The sequence below is a fragment of the Colwellia sp. Arc7-D genome (genome assembly GCF_003061515.1).
Taxonomy (GTDB): domain Bacteria; phylum Pseudomonadota; class Gammaproteobacteria; order Enterobacterales; family Alteromonadaceae; genus Cognaticolwellia.
In genome coordinates this window covers 3008164-3025260 of record NZ_CP028924.1, presented here as the reverse complement: position 1 = coordinate 3025260, position 17097 = coordinate 3008164, and the positions used below count along the sequence as shown (strand labels likewise).

At 38.3% G+C, this 17097-nt stretch carries 7 protein-coding genes and 3 pseudogenes; 6 read left to right on the top strand and 4 right to left on the bottom strand.

Features of this window, described 5'->3' with window-relative positions; all coding sequences use genetic code 11:
- Positions 1–279: 279 nt before the first annotated feature.
- The 3 genes and pseudogenes from secF to DBO93_RS13115 all read right to left on the bottom strand — a co-directional run bounded on the left by secF (position 280) and on the right by DBO93_RS13115 (position 3752).
- Positions 280–1199: pseudogene (gene secF, locus DBO93_RS13125) on the bottom strand (protein translocase subunit SecF).
- A complete protein-coding gene (gene secD / locus DBO93_RS13120) occupies positions 1196–3121 on the bottom strand; it encodes a protein translocase subunit SecD (RefSeq protein WP_108456743.1) in 1926 nt (641 codons plus the stop codon). The pseudogene secF and the gene secD overlap by 4 nt, the downstream one beginning before the upstream one ends.
- Before the next feature lie 238 nt (positions 3122–3359).
- A complete protein-coding gene (locus tag DBO93_RS13115; RefSeq protein WP_162533788.1) occupies positions 3360–3752 on the bottom strand; it encodes a hypothetical protein in 393 nt (130 codons plus the stop codon).
- A 266-nt stretch (positions 3753–4018) separates the two neighbouring features.
- On the opposite strand from DBO93_RS13115, the gene DBO93_RS13110 reads away from it, so the two are divergent.
- The 3 genes and pseudogenes from DBO93_RS13110 to metH all read left to right on the top strand — a co-directional run bounded on the left by DBO93_RS13110 (position 4019) and on the right by metH (position 9864).
- Positions 4019–4612, top strand: a complete 594-nt coding sequence (locus DBO93_RS13110) for an HD domain-containing protein (protein WP_108456741.1) — start codon at positions 4019–4021, stop codon at positions 4610–4612.
- Between the two features lie 579 nt (positions 4613–5191).
- Positions 5192–6143 (top strand): annotated as a pseudogene (gene metA / locus DBO93_RS13105) (homoserine O-succinyltransferase).
- A gap of 31 nt (positions 6144–6174) precedes the next feature.
- On the top strand, positions 6175–9864 hold the full coding sequence (gene metH / locus DBO93_RS13100) for a methionine synthase (RefSeq protein ID WP_239059211.1): 3690 nt from the start codon (positions 6175–6177) through the stop codon (positions 9862–9864).
- A gap of 99 nt (positions 9865–9963) precedes the next feature.
- On the opposite strand, the pseudogene radA reads toward metH, so the two are convergent.
- Positions 9964–11351 (bottom strand): annotated as a pseudogene (gene radA, locus DBO93_RS13095) (DNA repair protein RadA).
- Positions 11352–11712: 361 nt separating this feature from the next.
- On the opposite strand from radA, the gene DBO93_RS13090 reads away from it, so the two are divergent.
- The 3 genes from DBO93_RS13090 (at position 11713) to DBO93_RS13080 (ending at position 16954) form a co-directional block, all read left to right on the top strand.
- The gene (locus tag DBO93_RS13090; RefSeq protein WP_108456739.1) at positions 11713–14160 is read left to right on the top strand and encodes a PilZ domain-containing protein; all 2448 of its coding nucleotides are present in this window, start codon (positions 11713–11715) and stop codon (positions 14158–14160) included.
- A 317-nt stretch (positions 14161–14477) separates the two neighbouring features.
- A complete protein-coding gene (locus tag DBO93_RS13085; RefSeq protein WP_108456738.1) occupies positions 14478–14852 on the top strand; it encodes a hypothetical protein in 375 nt (124 codons plus the stop codon).
- 98 nt (positions 14853–14950) lie between these two features.
- The gene (locus tag DBO93_RS13080; protein ID WP_108456737.1) at positions 14951–16954 is read left to right on the top strand and encodes a TonB-dependent receptor; all 2004 of its coding nucleotides are present in this window, start codon (positions 14951–14953) and stop codon (positions 16952–16954) included.
- Positions 16955–17097 lie beyond the last annotated feature (143 nt).

Here is a 17097-nt window from a genome sequence, read left to right as displayed (position 1 = left end):
TAGCTGTTATTTGTTATTTGTTATTTGTTATTTGTTATTTGTTATTTATTTTACTGTCATCGTAGATTTAAAATTTTTACATTGTAAAACGACATACTCAAACTTAAGACCTAATGGGTGACTGGTTTATTGTAGTGAAGCAATTAAATCCTTTAGGTCTTAACTCTTGGACCTTAATTCTTAGGCCTTAATTCTTAGGTCTTAACTCTTGGTGTTTAACATTTTGGCATTACTCGTTATTCATGAATGGTATAACGAGTAACCTCTGTGCATACTACATTAAGGCAAGGTACAAATTTCTTGCGCTTGTTTATGGTAATGGTCAGGGCTTAAACCTAACAATTGCGGAATGGTTGCCGATATAGCAATTGATGAATACGTACCGACTAAAATACCGCTAAATAATGCAATAGCAAACCCCTGTAAAGACTCTCCAGCAAACAAGCCTATCGCTAGAATCGTAGCAAGCGTGGTACCTGAGGTGATTAAAGTTCGCACCAAGGTTGATTTAATTGCATGGTTAATTGTGCTATCAATATCACTATCCTTGTTTCTTATCATGATTTCTCTGACTTTATCCCCAACGATTATGGAGTCATTTAGTGAGTAGCCAATAATGGCTAATAAACTCGCTAAAATGGTTAAATCAAAGGAGATATTAAACCAAGCGAATATACCTAGTACCACTATCACATCATGTACAAGAGCAACTACCGAGCCAGCAGCCAGTCGCCATTCAAATCTTAGCGACAAGTACACTAAAATTACTATTGCCGCCGTGAGTAAGGCTAAGCCCCTTGGTTGATAAGTTCATCGCCGACTTGGCTGCCAATATACATTGCATCTTGTGGTGTTATAGATAAGCCGCTTTGCTGAGTAAACTCAGTTAACCAAGTGCTATTTTGTTGACCACTGTTGCTGTCTGATTGTCGAACACTCCAATGTGTGCCGTTGTCAGCTGATGATAATTGAAAGTCTTGTGATAGATAATTGCCCAGCAACAGCTGCATGTTTGCTTGCTCAAACGATTGCTCTGTTGAAAATTCAGTTAAGTAACCTCCTGTAAAATCTAAGCCAAGGTTTAAGCCTTTTGTAAATAACCCTAATAATGAGATAGTAATAAGGGCTGCTGCAAAATAGAAACTAGCAAAACGAAATTTACTGATACGCGATGTTGATTTTATGTTTGTGTTATTCATGAGTTAGCTCCTGAATTGATAAGGGATTTCGCTTTGGTTTTAGTGGCTACTTTTGAAGTTGACTCAGATAAGGACTTAGCGTTTACGTTATCGTCTAATGTAATCCCCAGTAATTTATTTTTATTGTCTCGAATGACCATATTGGTTAATGTTTTTGCGACAAATACGCCAGTAAACATACTGGTGAGTATTCCAAGACATAAAATAATAGCAAAACCTTTAACCGGTCCGTAACCTATAGTGTACAAAATAATACCGGTGATCATGGTGGTAATGTTGGCGTCTAAAATAGTCGCAAAGGCACTTTTATAGCCAACTTCAATGGCTGATAGCGCTTTACGTCCTCGTCTTAACTCTTCTTTAATTCGCTCAAAAATAAGTACATTGGCATCAACCGCCATACCAACCGTTAAAACTAAGCCTGCAATACCTGGTAAGGTTAAAACAGCGCCAGGTAATAAAGACATGAGCCCTAATAAACTGATTAAATTTAGCGCTAAAGCAACATTAGCAATTAGCCCTAAAGTGCGGTACCAAACCGCCATAAACAATAATGTAAATGCAATGCCAATACTCAACGCTTTAATGCCATTATCAATATTGTCAGCGCCAAGTGTTGCTTCAATATTGCGCTGCATTACGATAGTAACAGGAGCATTTAAAGAGCCAGCACGTAATAATAGCGACAATTCTTGTGCTGCTTGTGGGCTCGACATATGGGTAATACTAAACTGCGCGCCTAAATGTTGTGAGATATTCGCAACATTAATGATTTTACTCTTTTTAACTATTTCATTATCACTGTTACGGTGAAACTCAGAGAATAAAGTCACCATAGGTTTACCAATATTATCTTTCGAAAAGGTCGACATTTTTTTACCGCCAACGCTATCCAAAGTCAGGTTTACCGAGGGCATACCCATTTCATCTTGTCCGGCACGGGCATTTTTAATACTACTGCCTGAAAACACTACTTTACTATTTAAGTTGAATTTACGACCGCTGCTATCTGTCATTTGTATCATGCCAGCCGTATTTGAATCATCAGCGAGTTGATAAAAGTCCAGTGTTGCGGTAGCACCAATAATACGTTTAGCCTCTTCCGGGTTATGCACACCGGGTAGTTCTATACGTATTCTATTTTTCCCTTGTTGTTGGGTTATTGCTTCAGTGATCCCTAATTCTTCAATACGCCCACGCATAGTTTTTAGAGTTTGCTTCATGGTAGCTTGTCTAAAGTTTACTTGCTCTTGAGGCGAGTAAAGTAGCGATATATGCGTATTACTTATGTTTTTAGTGCTTAACTCAGGTGAATGTTTAGTTATATCACTCAGCAGTAATTCAAGCTTACTTTTCATGGCAGAAGGGAAGCTAACTTCAAGAGAATAATTATTAACTTGAGCTACATTAACGCCTCGTATACGTTTTTCTATACTTTGGGTTTTTAGATCTGTGCCAAGCCCTTTCATGTGTTCAAATAAAGCTCTCTCGGTATCAACATCAAGTACAAATAAAACCCCGCCACTAAGATCTAACCCTAGTTTTATAGGTTCCATATTCATGGCCTTAAACCAAGATGGACCCTCGTTTGATACTGTACTACTGATGACATATTTACCGGCAAATGCTGTATTTAATAATTCTTTAGCGGCTTGTTCGTCTGACTTATTTTCTAGCGTAATTATTGTGCCCGTTGCATTCGTTATTATTTTTTCTGATGCCAGGTTATTGTTAAGCAACAGTGTGTTTAATTGCTCTGGTGTCGTTTGTTCAATATTGCTGTTATTACTGATTAACTGAATATTTGTTTTATCAGGGTATAAATTTGGTAGGGCATTAATAATCATAAATATTAGCGTGATAAAAATAACCATATTTCGCCAGCTAATATTTTTTATGCTGGACTTGTTGCGTGTGTTCATTTTGAAATCTCGATTAATCCCAATTTGATTAATTAATTGATCTACTTTTTAACGTTAAACATTAAAAGTGAGCAAATCATTAATCAACTTGGTGTAACACTGTATTAAAAACGCAGCTATACGCAGAATGCATTCAATAAGTGCCTGATGGCTTAGCATCAGTTATTTAAAAGTAAAATAGTCGATTTTTGTGCAGGCAATAAAACTAATCGTTATTGCTTTGCTGAAGTTAAATGAACTAGCTGTGGTAGGTGGTTTTTGCGCTGTATAAAAAATTACCGTCTTTCCAGCCGGAAATACGTGATGATTTTGCGTGATGATTTAATTGTTCAAACCAGTTAATTAAGTTTGGGGGTGGCGCTAAATTTTTAAACTCTCGAGCACTACTCTCAGTTTTAAAAAACTCAATCACTAAGACATAAATTGGCGCTGTTTGTGCCTCAATTGAAAAAGTAGCAGGACTAAAAGTATTAATTCTAGGTAAGTTAAATAAATGTTGTGGCTGATGGCTGTCTAAATCGACACTAACCTGTTGTTCATTTTGAGCCGTGTTGACATGCTGTGGAGTTGGCTCTTGTGAGTATTTTGAGATCGATAATGCACTAGCATTTTGAGCTAGCAAAAATAACATAAAAAATATTGTTATAAAACGCCACATACCGAAAAGTTTAATTGCTGAGAATAACCTAGATATTAGGACATTAATTTATTTTTCAATAGCGCAAGGCAGATAATTAAATAAATATATAGCGACTTTTTATACTTCAGATGGAGTCTAAGAATGTTTAACTATTTTAAAGTAAACTCAATAGGTTAAAAGGTTGTTGTTAGACCTAACCGTCCCCATATCATTTACGTGGTTATAAACACCGTAAAAGCTTTTCATAAGGAGTAATAATGCAAGATTTAGAGCAACAATTAAATTTTATATTAGAGTTAGACCGTCTTAAAGCTGTGTACCGACAAGTGACAGTGAAATCAGATGACAACAGACGTGAGAATAGTGCTGAGCATAGTTGGCACATAGCGTTGATGGCGCAAACACTAAATGGTTATGCATCAGAGCCGGTAAATGTAGCGCGAGTTACCATTATGCTACTTATTCATGACATCGTTGAAATTGATGCAGGCGACACGTTTGCATTTGCAAAACAATCAGAGCTTGATGCGCAGGAAGCAAAAGAGTTAGCCGCTGCAAAACGTATCTTTGGTTTATTGCCTGAGCAACAATATCAAGAAACGTTAAATCTTTGGTTAGAGTTTGAAGAAGCAGAAACCAACGATGCTAAATTTGCTAAAGCAATGGACCGAGTTTTACCTTTATTACAAAATATGAAAAATAATGGGGGTAGCTGGGCGAAACATAATGTGAGTAAATCTGAAGTCATCGCGCGTAATAATTTATTAGATGGTTTAGCACCTAAACTATGGACATATGTTACTGAACAAATAGATTTGGCAGTAGAAAATGGTTGGCTACGCAACGCTTAACGTTTTTCTCAACAAACTTTTTCATCAATAAATTTTTCTAAAATAAACATTTTCTATAATAAATGTAGGGGCTTGCTACTTTTCTTAGTACCAAGCTCCTACATGCTATTTTATTTGTAGCGCCTGCTCAGCGCTAAAACACTTAAGTACCCGTATTTTTAATGCCAATTAAAGACTAATCATCACTTTTGTGGTCATTTTTTTTTGTATAACTGATCGATAAAATATTCGTTTTGTACGGAAAGTCTACGCTTTTAGTGACCTTACCTCTGCTCTTCACGCTGTTTTCAAATCCTTTTAAGCAAGTTAACTAGATCAAACGTGAAACTAGTAGATTAATAAGTTATATCTATTTTTAGACGTCTATACGTTTAGAGGTTGACATAGCTAGAAATCCAAGTCACATTACACTGAGATAAAAATAGTAAATAAAAAGGCTGTTTATCAGCGTTATTTTATACTGAGACTAAGTTGATTCATTACCTGCACACTTTATTGATTAAAATGAAAAGTAGAGGCTGAATAAGTCAACTTGGTATTAACACAGATATATCGATTTTCCGACATTAGGTTAGTGCTATGCCCATAAAAATCCCCAATGAATTACCTGCTTTAACGATTTTAGACAAAGAAAATATTTTCGTTATGTCTGAACGTCGTGCAGCTGATCAAGAAATTCGTCCTATGGAAGTGGCGATTCTTAACCTAATGCCAAATAAAATTGAAACTGAAGTGCAAATCTTGCGCATGCTGGCGAATACACCACTGCAAATAAATGTCGAGTTCGTTCGAATTCATGCAAACGAATCTAAAAATACGCCACAAGCGCATTTAGATAATTTTTACCGTTTATTCGATGATATTAAACACAAACAATACGATGGTTTACTTATTACAGGTGCGCCGCTAGCGTTATTAGATTATCAACAAGTTACTTTTTGGGATAAAATTTGTGAGGTGTTTGACTGGGCAGAGCAAAATGTTACTTCAACCATGTTTTCTTGTTGGGGCCGCCCATGCTGCGCTTTATCATCATTATGGTTTAAAGCGACATTTGCGAAAGCAAAAACTATCTGGCGTATATCGCCACCACTGTTTAAAGCCAGATGAGCAACTAACCCGCGGTTTCGATGAGACATTTAGTGTGCCGCACTCACGTTATGGTTTCATTGACAAATCTGATTATCAGTCTCTTGAAGATATTGAAATATTAGCAGAATCTGACGTTGCAGGGGTGTATTTAGCCGCGAGTAAAAATAAGCAGCAAGTCTATTTAACCGGTCACCCAGAATATGATGCAAGTACATTGAGTGAAGAGTATTTTCGAGATATTGCGGCCGGGGGCAAGGTTTCAATACCTGACAATTATTTTACCGATGATGACCCAGAAAAAGAGGCGGCAAACATGTGGCGCAGCCATGGCAGTTTACTGTACACAAACTGGCTAAATTATTACGTTTACCAAATTACGCCGTATCAATTAGATGCGAACCATATTAAAGCCATTCACCCAGGGAAATCTCGTGTCTAAGCAATCATACTCTCAATCAAAAACCCCAGTAGTGCAATCTGCTTCTTATGGCCTTTTACAAGCTCAGTTAGACCAGCGTATTTTAATTTTAGATGGCGCTATGGGCACCATGATCCAAGCGTATAAGTTTGAAGAGCAAGACTATCGCGGCGAACAGTTTTCCGACTGGCATAGCGATGTTAAAGGTAACAACGACATGTTGGTGCTGACGCAGCCAGACGTTATTAAAGCGATTCACCGTGAATATTTAGTCGCTGGCGCAGATATTCTTGAAACCAATACTTTTAATGCCACCACTATCGCCATGGCAGATTACGACATGGAAGATTACAGTGCCGCTATTAACTTAGCCGCGGCACAGATAGCGCGTGAAGTTGCAGATGAATTTACCGCGAAAAATCCGGGTAAACCACGTTTTGTTGCCGGTGTTTTAGGGCCAACAAACCGTACCTGTTCAATATCTCCTGATGTAAACGATCCTGCGTATCGTAATGTAACTTTTGATCAGTTAAAAGATGCCTATATTGAATCTACTAACGCCTTGCTTGATGGCGGCAGTGACATTATTTTAATTGAAACGATATTCGATACCTTGAATGCTAAAGCGGCTATATTCGCCGTTGAAACGGTTTTTGAAAGTCGTGGTGAGCGTTTTCCTGTGATGATTTCCGGCACGATTACCGATGCCTCAGGGCGTACGTTATCAGGCCAAACAACTGAGGCATTTTACAACTCGTTACGCCATGCTAAGCCAATTTCAGTGGGTTTAAACTGTGCGTTAGGCCCAGTTGAATTACGCCAATATGTTGCAGAGTTAAGCCGCATTTCAGACGTGGCCGTATCTGCTCACCCCAATGCTGGTTTACCGAATGCTTTTGGTGGCTATGATTTTAGCGTTGAAGAAATGGATAAGCATATTGAAGAGTGGGGAACATCTGGCTTTTTAAATATTATTGGTGGCTGTTGTGGTACCACGCCAGATCATATTAAAGGTATGGCAGATGCGGTTGCTAATATTGCTCCGCGAGAAATAAAGCCGAAAGAAATTGCTTGTCGCTTATCAGGTCTAGAAGCGCTTACCATCAAAGAAGATAGCTTATTTGTTAACGTAGGTGAGCGTACTAATGTAACAGGCTCAGCTGTTTTTAAACGCCTAATAACCGATGAAAACTACGATCAAGCCATTGCGGTGGCTTTGCAGCAAGTTGAAAACGGTGCGCAAATTATTGATATCAACATGGATGAAGGCATGTTGGACTCGCAAGCGGCAATGGTGCGATTTTTAAACTTAATTGCCGGTGAGCCAGATATTGCTAAGGTGCCAATTATGCTCGATTCTTCTAAATGGGATATTTTAGAAGCGGGCTTAAAATGTATTCAAGGTAAAGGTGTTGTTAACTCTATTAGTTTAAAAGAGGGCGAAGACAACTTTCGCGAACAAGCTGAATTGTTACGTCGCTACGGCGCTGCGGTTATTATTATGGCGTTTGATGAAAAAGGCCAAGCCGACACTCGCGAGCGTAAGTATGAAATTTGTAAGCGCGCCTATCAAATTCTGGTGCATGAAATTGGATTTCCAGCCGAAGATATAATTTTCGATCCTAATATTTTTGCTGTTGCCACCGGTATTGAAGAGCATAACAACTATGCGCGCGATTTCATTGAAGCGGTAGGTGATATTAAGCAAAACTTACCACACGCCATGATTTCTGGTGGTGTGTCTAATGTTTCGTTTTCATTCCGTGGTAATAATCCGGTGCGTGAAGCGATTCATGCGGTGTTTCTCTACCATGCGATAAAAAATGGTATGGATATGGGTATAGTTAACGCAGGTCAGTTAGCTATTTATTCAGACATTCCTGATAACCTGCGTTTGGCGGTTGAAGATGTCATTCAAAACTCAGATGATGGCGCTACTGAGCGATTACTCGATATCGCACAAGAATATCGTGGTCAAGCCGGCAGTCAAAGTAGTAAAGCGGATTTAACATGGCGTGAATTAGAAGTTAATAAACGCTTAGAATATTCACTGGTTAAAGGTATCAACGAGTTTATTATTGAAGATACTGAAGCGGCTAGATTAGTCGCTAAACGACCTTTAGATGTTATTGAAGGGCCGTTAATGGACGGCATGAATGTTGTTGGTGATTTATTTGGTGCTGGCGAAATGTTTTTACCACAAGTGGTAAAGTCAGCGCGAGTAATGAAGCAAGCAGTAGCGCATTTAAACCCCTTTATCGAAGCGGAAAAAACCGAGATTAAATCTAACGGTAAAATATTATTAGCAACGGTAAAAGGCGATGTGCATGACATTGGGAAAAATATTGTTGGCGTAGTGTTGCAGTGTAATAACTACGAAATTATCGACTTAGGCGTTATGGTGTCATGTGACGATATTTTACGCGTAGCTCGCGAAGAAAAAGTCGATATTATTGGTTTGTCAGGATTAATTACTCCGTCATTAGATGAAATGGTACATGTTGCTAAAGAAATGAAGCGACTAGACTTCAACCTACCATTATTGATTGGCGGTGCTACTACCTCTAAAGCACATACAGCGGTAAAAATTGAGCCGCAATATCAGCATCCTGTTGTGTATGTTCCTAATGCTTCACGTTCAGTTTCTGTGGTAAGTACGTTACTTTCTGATGAAAATAGAGCCGCCTTTGTAGAACGCCAAAATGCGGAATACGTTAAAGTGCGCGAGCGTCATTATAAAAAAGGCCCACGTTCGAGTTTAATTTCTTTAAAAGACGCCCGTGCTAATGCTGTGCCTATTAGTTTTGATAACTACACACCAAAAGTGCCTAATAAACTAGGCGTAACTGTACTTGATAATATCGACCTAAATATTGTTAGACATTATATCGATTGGACGCCGTTTTTTATGACTTGGCAGTTATCGGGTAAATACCCGTTAATTCTTAAGCATGAAGTGGTAGGCGAAGAAGCCACTAAGTTATTTAATGATGCCAACGCTATGTTGGATGATGTGATCAACAATAAAAAATTAACTGCAAAAGCGGTTTTTGGTTTATTTCCAGCGAATCGTGAGCAAGATGATTTACAGCTTTATACCGATGACTCACGCACCGAACCATTAATGAAATTGCATCAATTACGTCAACAAAGTAAAAAGCCTAGCGGCCAATATAATCGTTGTTTAGCCGATTATGTTGCTGATAAAGCCTCAGGTGTTGACGACTACATTGGCGCTTTCGCGGTTTCTGCAGGTTTTGGTGTTGAAGCGTTAGTAAAAGCTTTCGATGCAGATCACGATGACTACAACAGCATTTTAATTAAAGCGGTTGCAGACAGACTTGCAGAGGCAAGTGCCGAGTATTTACACGAACAAATTCGTAAAGATTATTGGGGCTATGCACCAGAAGAAAATTTAGCAAATGATGACCTAATTCGTGAAAAATACCAAGGTATTAGACCTGCACCTGGTTATCCTGCTTGCCCAGAACACACAGAAAAGGGCTTGTTGTGGGAGTTACTTAAGGTTGATGAAAATATTGGTATGGAATTAACCTCAAGCTTTGCCATGTGGCCGGGCGCTGCGGTAAGTGGCTGGTATTTTGCTCATCCAGAGTCTAAATACTTCGCGGTTGCCAAGTTAGCACAAGACCAAGTAGAAAGTTACGCCGCCCGTAAAGAAATGACCATGCCTCAAGCTGAACGTTGGCTGTCGGCTAATTTAGATTACGAGCCATCGTAAGTCATATTTCATAACGTATGATGTAGATAGTTTGGTGCAATAAAGCTCTGCGATATAAACATAAAAGTGACATAACTTAATCGGCTATGTCACTTTTTATTATTTAATCAGTTCAATTAACTCATGAATAGTTTTAACCGGAGTAATTTTAGCCCCTAAACCTTCCATTGATTTATGATAATTTCTGAACGGAATAAATATTTCGGTAAAACCATGTTGTGCGGCTTCTTTTACGCGCGGCACACCACTGTCTATCGGGCGCACATCACCATTTAAACTTAACTCGCCCATAATGCACGTGGAACGTGGAATAACAAATTCATTCAAGCTACTAAGCAGAGCCGTAACCAGCGCAAGATCGATACAAGTTTCTGACTCGTCTATTTTTAAGCCGCCAATAATGTTGAAAAAAGTATCATGATAAATTTTGGTTTTGGTGTGTTTACGTAAAATTCCGGTAAGCATTTTTATGCGATTCATATTCAGGCCAACACAAACACGCTGTGGAAATTCAGCTTCGGTTTCTGTGGTTAAGCATTGAATCTCTAGTAATAAGTTTCTGTTACCTTTCCGGATACAAGTAATAGCTGAGCCCGGTGACTCAGTACTAGAACCGGATAAAAATATTTCACTCGGGTTATCAACGCTGAGCATACCGCGTTCACACATTTTAAAAATGCCTACGGTGTCAATATCACCAAAACGGTTTTTATTCGCTCTTAAGGTACGTATTTGACCGTCGTTGGTGTCAATGTGCAATAGTGCATCAACAATGTGTACTAAAGTTTGTGGGCCTGCAATTTCGTTGTTTTTATTGACGTGGGCGATTAAAAACATGGTGACGTTATTTTGTTTACAGTATTGCGTTAACGCCTGTGCTGCACTTTTTACTTGTGAGGGGAGCCTGGGCTGCCATTGGCATTATCGGTAACTACTGCTTGAATAGAGTCAATAACCGCAAACTTGATTTTCTTTTGCTCTAGTTCTTCAATAATCGCTTCAACACTGGTTTCAGACAATAAATACAATTCGTCAGGATTATAATCAAGCTTTAAGCGTTGCACCCTGTTTTTAAACTGCGACAACGACTCTTCCGCGGTACAATAAAGTGAGGGCATTAATTGTGACATGCGAGCAACTAAATCGGACAGTAGGGTGGTTTTACCTGCGCCCGGGTCGCCTGAAATAATGTTGACTGAGCCAGTGGTAACGCCGCCGCATAATACACGGTCGAGCTCACCGATACCGGTTAATTGTTTTTCAGCTTCCGTGGTTTCTACGTCGTTTATTTTTTTACTGCCACCACCTGTGCCACCAGCGTAACCGCCAGATGATGTGCGACTTTTAGTCGCACTTTTACTCTGGTTAGGAGATATTTTCATTTCAGCTAGTGTATTCCAAGCACCACAGCGGCACTGGCCTTGCCAACGTGGATAGTTCATACCGCAATCGGTACAAACGAATTCTATTTTTGCTAACTTTGCCATTTGGCTGCCTATTTCTTAAATTACTTGCTAACTCACTAACATTAGTCAAAATTATGACAATTGAGTTAATAAATCAATAATGCCCTTATTGAGGTCGGTATTATCTTTATTTTTAACTCTATGATTAATGATTTAAAGGATTTTGTTGTATTTTTTGGTGCTAAACTAATATTTATTGTTTTTCTGTCTCTATAATAATTTAACAGGTATGGTTATTGCTTTAAACTTTAAAACAGTTAAATATAAACGGGTTACTTTTCAATATTGTGCATAGTGTGTGGTGTTAACTTATAACAAGCCACATATACTAGAACAATGTTTGATGAGTATTTTTCTTTATTGTAAAGATATTGAAGCGTAAATGAATAAAGATTTTTCAAAATTTCAAAATATTATTAATGAATTTAGTGGCCAAGTCTTAAATAGTGACTTTGAAGCTAGGTTTAATGCTGTCACAAAAGATACCCCTAAAACTGAACGTTTTTTATTAAAAATGGAATTAAAGCGCCTAGCTGCTCCATGTAGCCGCTTAATTGATTTAAGAGGATATGTTGATGGCGAATGTAAAACATTTGAGCATGAAGATAGAATTCACTTTTTAGATAACGTCGCCAGTTCGGTTTTTACAGAAGCATTTTCTCGTTACGGCGCGTATACCGTTGGAGTATACGAAGAAGTGATGAATACAGAAAATAACTTTCGAGTTATTTATCAAAAAGAAAAAACCAAAGCACCTAAAAGCCAGTCTGTAGACACCAATAAAATATTTGAAAAATCTCAATTTCCAGCACAGTTTCACCGTTTTGGTGCATACTATGATCGAGCCGAAGAGCGGATGAACTTTGTTATTCCGATCAAGGTTTCTGTTGATAAACAGCGAGTATTTGAATGCTTAACGTCTGATATCAGTGTGCATGGTTGCAAGTTCAAGCTTAACGATTTAAGTACTATCGAAGTAGGGCAACAAATAACGCTGCGCTTTACTGGCTTAGAAGAACAGTATCAACTCACCGATGATAGCGACATTATCTACGAAGTTAAAGACTTAACTCTTTTAGATAACATGCAGTTGGTTGGCGCAAAAAGAATCACTAATGACTCGTTAGAGACAGAAAATCTCACGAAATATTTAATTAACTTTATTCGGACGAATAAGCGCCGATACAAAATTAATTTAGATAATACGATTCGCGCCTTACAAACACGAAGTTTTGAACAGTTTGTTTTACCAAAGTCGAATGAACTGCCAATTTTTATAGAAAAAAACACTAATATGCTAACGCCAAAATATGCGTTAACTTGTAATAACAATCAAGATTTGTATCAATACTGGCAAGACGAAAAACGCTACTCAACGCTTTATTGCTTACTTTCTGCTGAACGTATCGTTAGGCTTAAAAAACTAGCTACGACAAAGAAATCGTTATTGGTCTTTAGTTTTATTCACCGCAGCCAAGGTAAATTGTACTTTTATACTGCAGATGAAATCCAGCTAAGTGAAGACCCAGAGTTTATGCAGCAATTTTTAGGTTTTGCCTCTTCTAAAGAGCACTTTTTGGTGACTCAATTAAGTTTATTGGATGTAGAGCCTGAACGAGCAGAATCGCACTTTACTTTAGCTAATAGTATTACTAAGCAAAACGAATATTTAAATGCCCCAGTATCTGAAGATATTAAAGCATTAATAGATAAAACGCCTTATATCGTGGTGTTAAGCGATGTTACGCATGCTGATAGCACGAAGGCTTATCAGTCGCTATCTTATGAAGGAATTAACACTGTAAAATTAAAAAGATTTGGCCATAAACGTTTAAGTAAACCTTTTAGTGTTGATGAAGTTGGTATTAATTATAGAAATAAGCGACAAGAGTTAAGGTTTACCTATAAAACTCCCGCGAATATCACCATAGAAGGTGATGTTTTTCAGGGCGAATCAATCGATTTTTCAACTTCTGGTTTGAAGATTGAATTAGATAAAAGTACTCATTTAATTGTGGGTGATATTGTTTCTTTAGCGCTGCCTAAAATGCAAAAAATAACCTCAACCTTTGATTTGACCAGCTTACCTTATGAAGTAATGCGGGTTAATCGTGCTAAAACCATTGTTAATTTACGGGTTTTTGTCGAGAAACATCAGCACATTGGTCGAAAATTCTTTAAAGCGTTAATTGATAAGAACCGTGATAAGTTAACTTCAGATGAATATGCTATGGCCAGTCCAGGTTTAGCTAAGGCATTAAGAAATATCTACAGTGCCAGTTCGAATATTCCTGCGCTAGTGTTACAAACAAGTGGTAGTCGATATAAGTCAGACGTTATAGCAAGTGGCGATGCAAGCGGCAAGTTAATGGCTGAAATGGCGCAACTAAGTGACCGAAAGTCTTATTACAACTTATACCCAATACTTGGTCATGCAGACTTTATGTCTAGTGTTACCGCTAAATTTAAGAAGATGCAACACAGCGATACAGCCAGTGTAAAAGTTCTTTATATTGCGATTGACCCGAGTATCGATGCCGTAGAAAAGGCAGTAAAAATAAAGCTTTCTAGCGAGTTAACTACTGAAGCATTAAAGCAGGCATTTATTCATCAAGCATTGAAAAAAGGACAGTTTTTTTGTGTGATGATAAAACTATCACGTGCTGCCGAGCCAGATATGAGCCACCTTCACCCTGAGCTAAGCTACATTAGTGGTTATGCGATTCATCGTGGTAAACAAATAGAGCAAGAAATCTGGAGCGTTACAGGTATTGCGCAGGTTTTTGATATTACCCAAGAAGTGGTGCTTCGTTATCGTTTAATGCGTTAAAAATAAAGTAATGGCATTTAGCATTTGAATAACTCAAATAACTTAGTCAGCTGAAGATAAAGCGCTATAGTGTTAATTATATTTAATAAATTATTTTTTTAGCTTCATTAGCTTAACCAATAAATAACAATAGCGTAAAGTTAGTGACTTTCGACTGCTACCATGCAATTACGGCTTTACAAGTAAACATAAGTAACTATTTTTCATACAATATATAGTTAAAATTTTAAAGACAACAAGTATAAACTTATCTAGCAATATTCACATATCAAGAAAAAACTCTTATAATGTAACTTCGATTGCATTTAGAGTTTTTTATGTTCAAAGCAGCTTCAAGAGTCTTAGTTATAGCGGTTATGCTTATTGCCTTTATCGGGCAAGCAATCGCTTTTAATAGCGCTATGTCTTGCGAAACATTAGAGAGCTCTTTTTCTAGCAACTTAATTGAGCAAGTAAAGTATAACGAGTCAGTGACCAGTGCTACTGGTAGCTCAGAAGACTGCTGTGGTATTAAATGTTGTGATCTCGATTGTACCTGTGTTGCTAATGCATGCTCGTCATTCATGAATGTTGGTACTGAAGTCGAGGCAATTAAGGCGACTACTTTAAATGAAGTTGCTGGCCTGCAACGATTAGAACAACCCAAAATTTTTTCTACTTTGCTCTATCGCCCTCCTATTTTTATCTCGTAAATACCTAAACCCCAAAAAAAACTATATACAACTTATAAATCTTTAAGTTAATTCACATTATTGTGCTGATTAACTACCAAGCAATGCCAGAGGTAAAAATGTTTAAAAAGTCATTAATAACGCCATTAGCAATACTGTTAATACCGGCGTTTACCTACGCCAATGAAAATAACGATGAACATAAAAATGAACACGATGAAAAGCCAGCACATCATGAGCATAGTGAAAGTCAGGTTGAGCGTATTCAAGTTAGCGCTTCTCGTTTAGGTCGTATAGTTACCGAGTCGGCAACACGTACCGAGATTATTAACGGTGAAGAAATACAAGAAAAAGCACTTATGCGCCCAGGTAATATCTCTATGTTAGTGGCTGAAACAGGTGGTGTTAGAGTACAAACCACCTCGCCAGCATTAGGTAGTGCTAACATTAGGCTACAAGGGTTATATGGTCGTTACACGCAACTCTTAAGTGATGGTTTACCTTTATATGGCGGCCAAACCGCTTCAATTGGCTTATTACAAATTCCGCCAACAGACCTTGCCAATGTTGAAATAATTAAAGGCTCTGCTTCTTCACTTTATGGTGGCTCGGCACTTGGTGGGGTAATAAACCTGATCTCCCGAACGCCTTCGAGTGAGTATGAAGGTGAAGTATTAGTGAATGCTACCTCAAAAAACGGTCAAGATATTACCTCGTACTTTGCATCACCTTTGACGAACAACTTAAGCGCATCGGTAACTGCTGGAGTTCATCATCAAGAAGAACAAGATTTAGATGACGATGGCTGGATCGATCTAGCTGGTTATGAAAGGGGGAGTGTTCGCCCTCGGTTTTATTGGCAAGACGACAGCGGGGCAAACTTATACCTTACATTGGGGGCAATGAAAGAGCAGAGAACTGGGGGCACTTTAGGTGACGCTACGGTTAGCGATGGTAATCAGTTCCCGTTAACACAAAATACCTTGAGAACTGATATTGGCTTTATCTATGATCAACCATTAGGTGAGGTTTTAAATTTAAATTGGCGTGGCTCAGCAACGAATCAAGATCATGAACATCAATTTGGTGCTGTTCTAGAAGACGATAGCCACGAAAGTTACTTAATAGAGACTAGCTTGTCAGGGTATTCTGATAAAACGGCGTGGCTAGTTGGCTTAGCGCTTCAATCTGAAAAGTTCGCCTCTGACACTTTTCCTGAATTTGATTATTCTTATCAAGCACCTGGATTATTTTCACAACTTGACTATGAAGCAAGTGATGTTGTTTCAATGTCGCTTAGCGCACGTACTGATTGGCACAGTGAATATGGTACGCAAGTTAGCCCACGTATTTCAGTGTTATACAACCCAGATAATTGGACGTTCAGAGGCGCATATGGACAGGGGTTTTTCGCGCCTAGTCCATTTATTGAAGACCTAGATGAAACGGGTTTATCTCGCCTTGAGCCGCTAGAAAACCTTGAAGAAGAGCGAGCGTCTACCGCTTCGATAGATATTAGCTATGTGTTGAACAACGTAGAAACTAGCTTGACGTTATTTTCTTCAACTATAGATAATGTTACTGAATTAGACGTTATCGGCGCGGTTGATCAATCTTCAGGTAAACAAGTTCGAATCGTCAATGCCATCGGAGAAAGTGAAATAAACGGTGCTGAATTATTACTGCGCTATCGCTGGCGAGATATTAAGTTTACCGGTAGCTATTTATATACTGACGCCACAAAAGAAAGTGCTTCTAGTTCCAATCGCGTACCTTTAGCATTAACGCCTCAGCACTCTGCAGGTCTTGTGGTTATGTGGGAAGAGCACGGTAGCCATTTACTCGGATTCGAAGCTTACTATACTGGTACACAGCACCTTGAGAACAATCCGTATCGAGAGCGAAGCGAATCTTATTGGCATTTAGGTTTGTTAGGCCAAATAACCGTAGGGCAAGTTAGCTTTTTTGTTAATGCTGAAAACTTGTTAAATGTTAGACAAACTAAGCAAGATCCTTTGCTTTTACCTGAGCAAGCACCTAGTGGTAGATGGACAACTGATATTTGGTCAAGAAACGATGGTTTTACCGTTAATGCTGGCTTTCGTTTTCAGTTTGGCGGTTAATTAACACTTGAGTGGCTAACTTTTTAGTTCTTCAGTCATGTAGTTGAGGGATTAAATGACTTAAAGATTATAATTTGTCGGATTAAAGCTTGAAGGAATAAAGTTTGAAGGAATAGTGTTGTGAGATAGTAAAATTTGGAGGC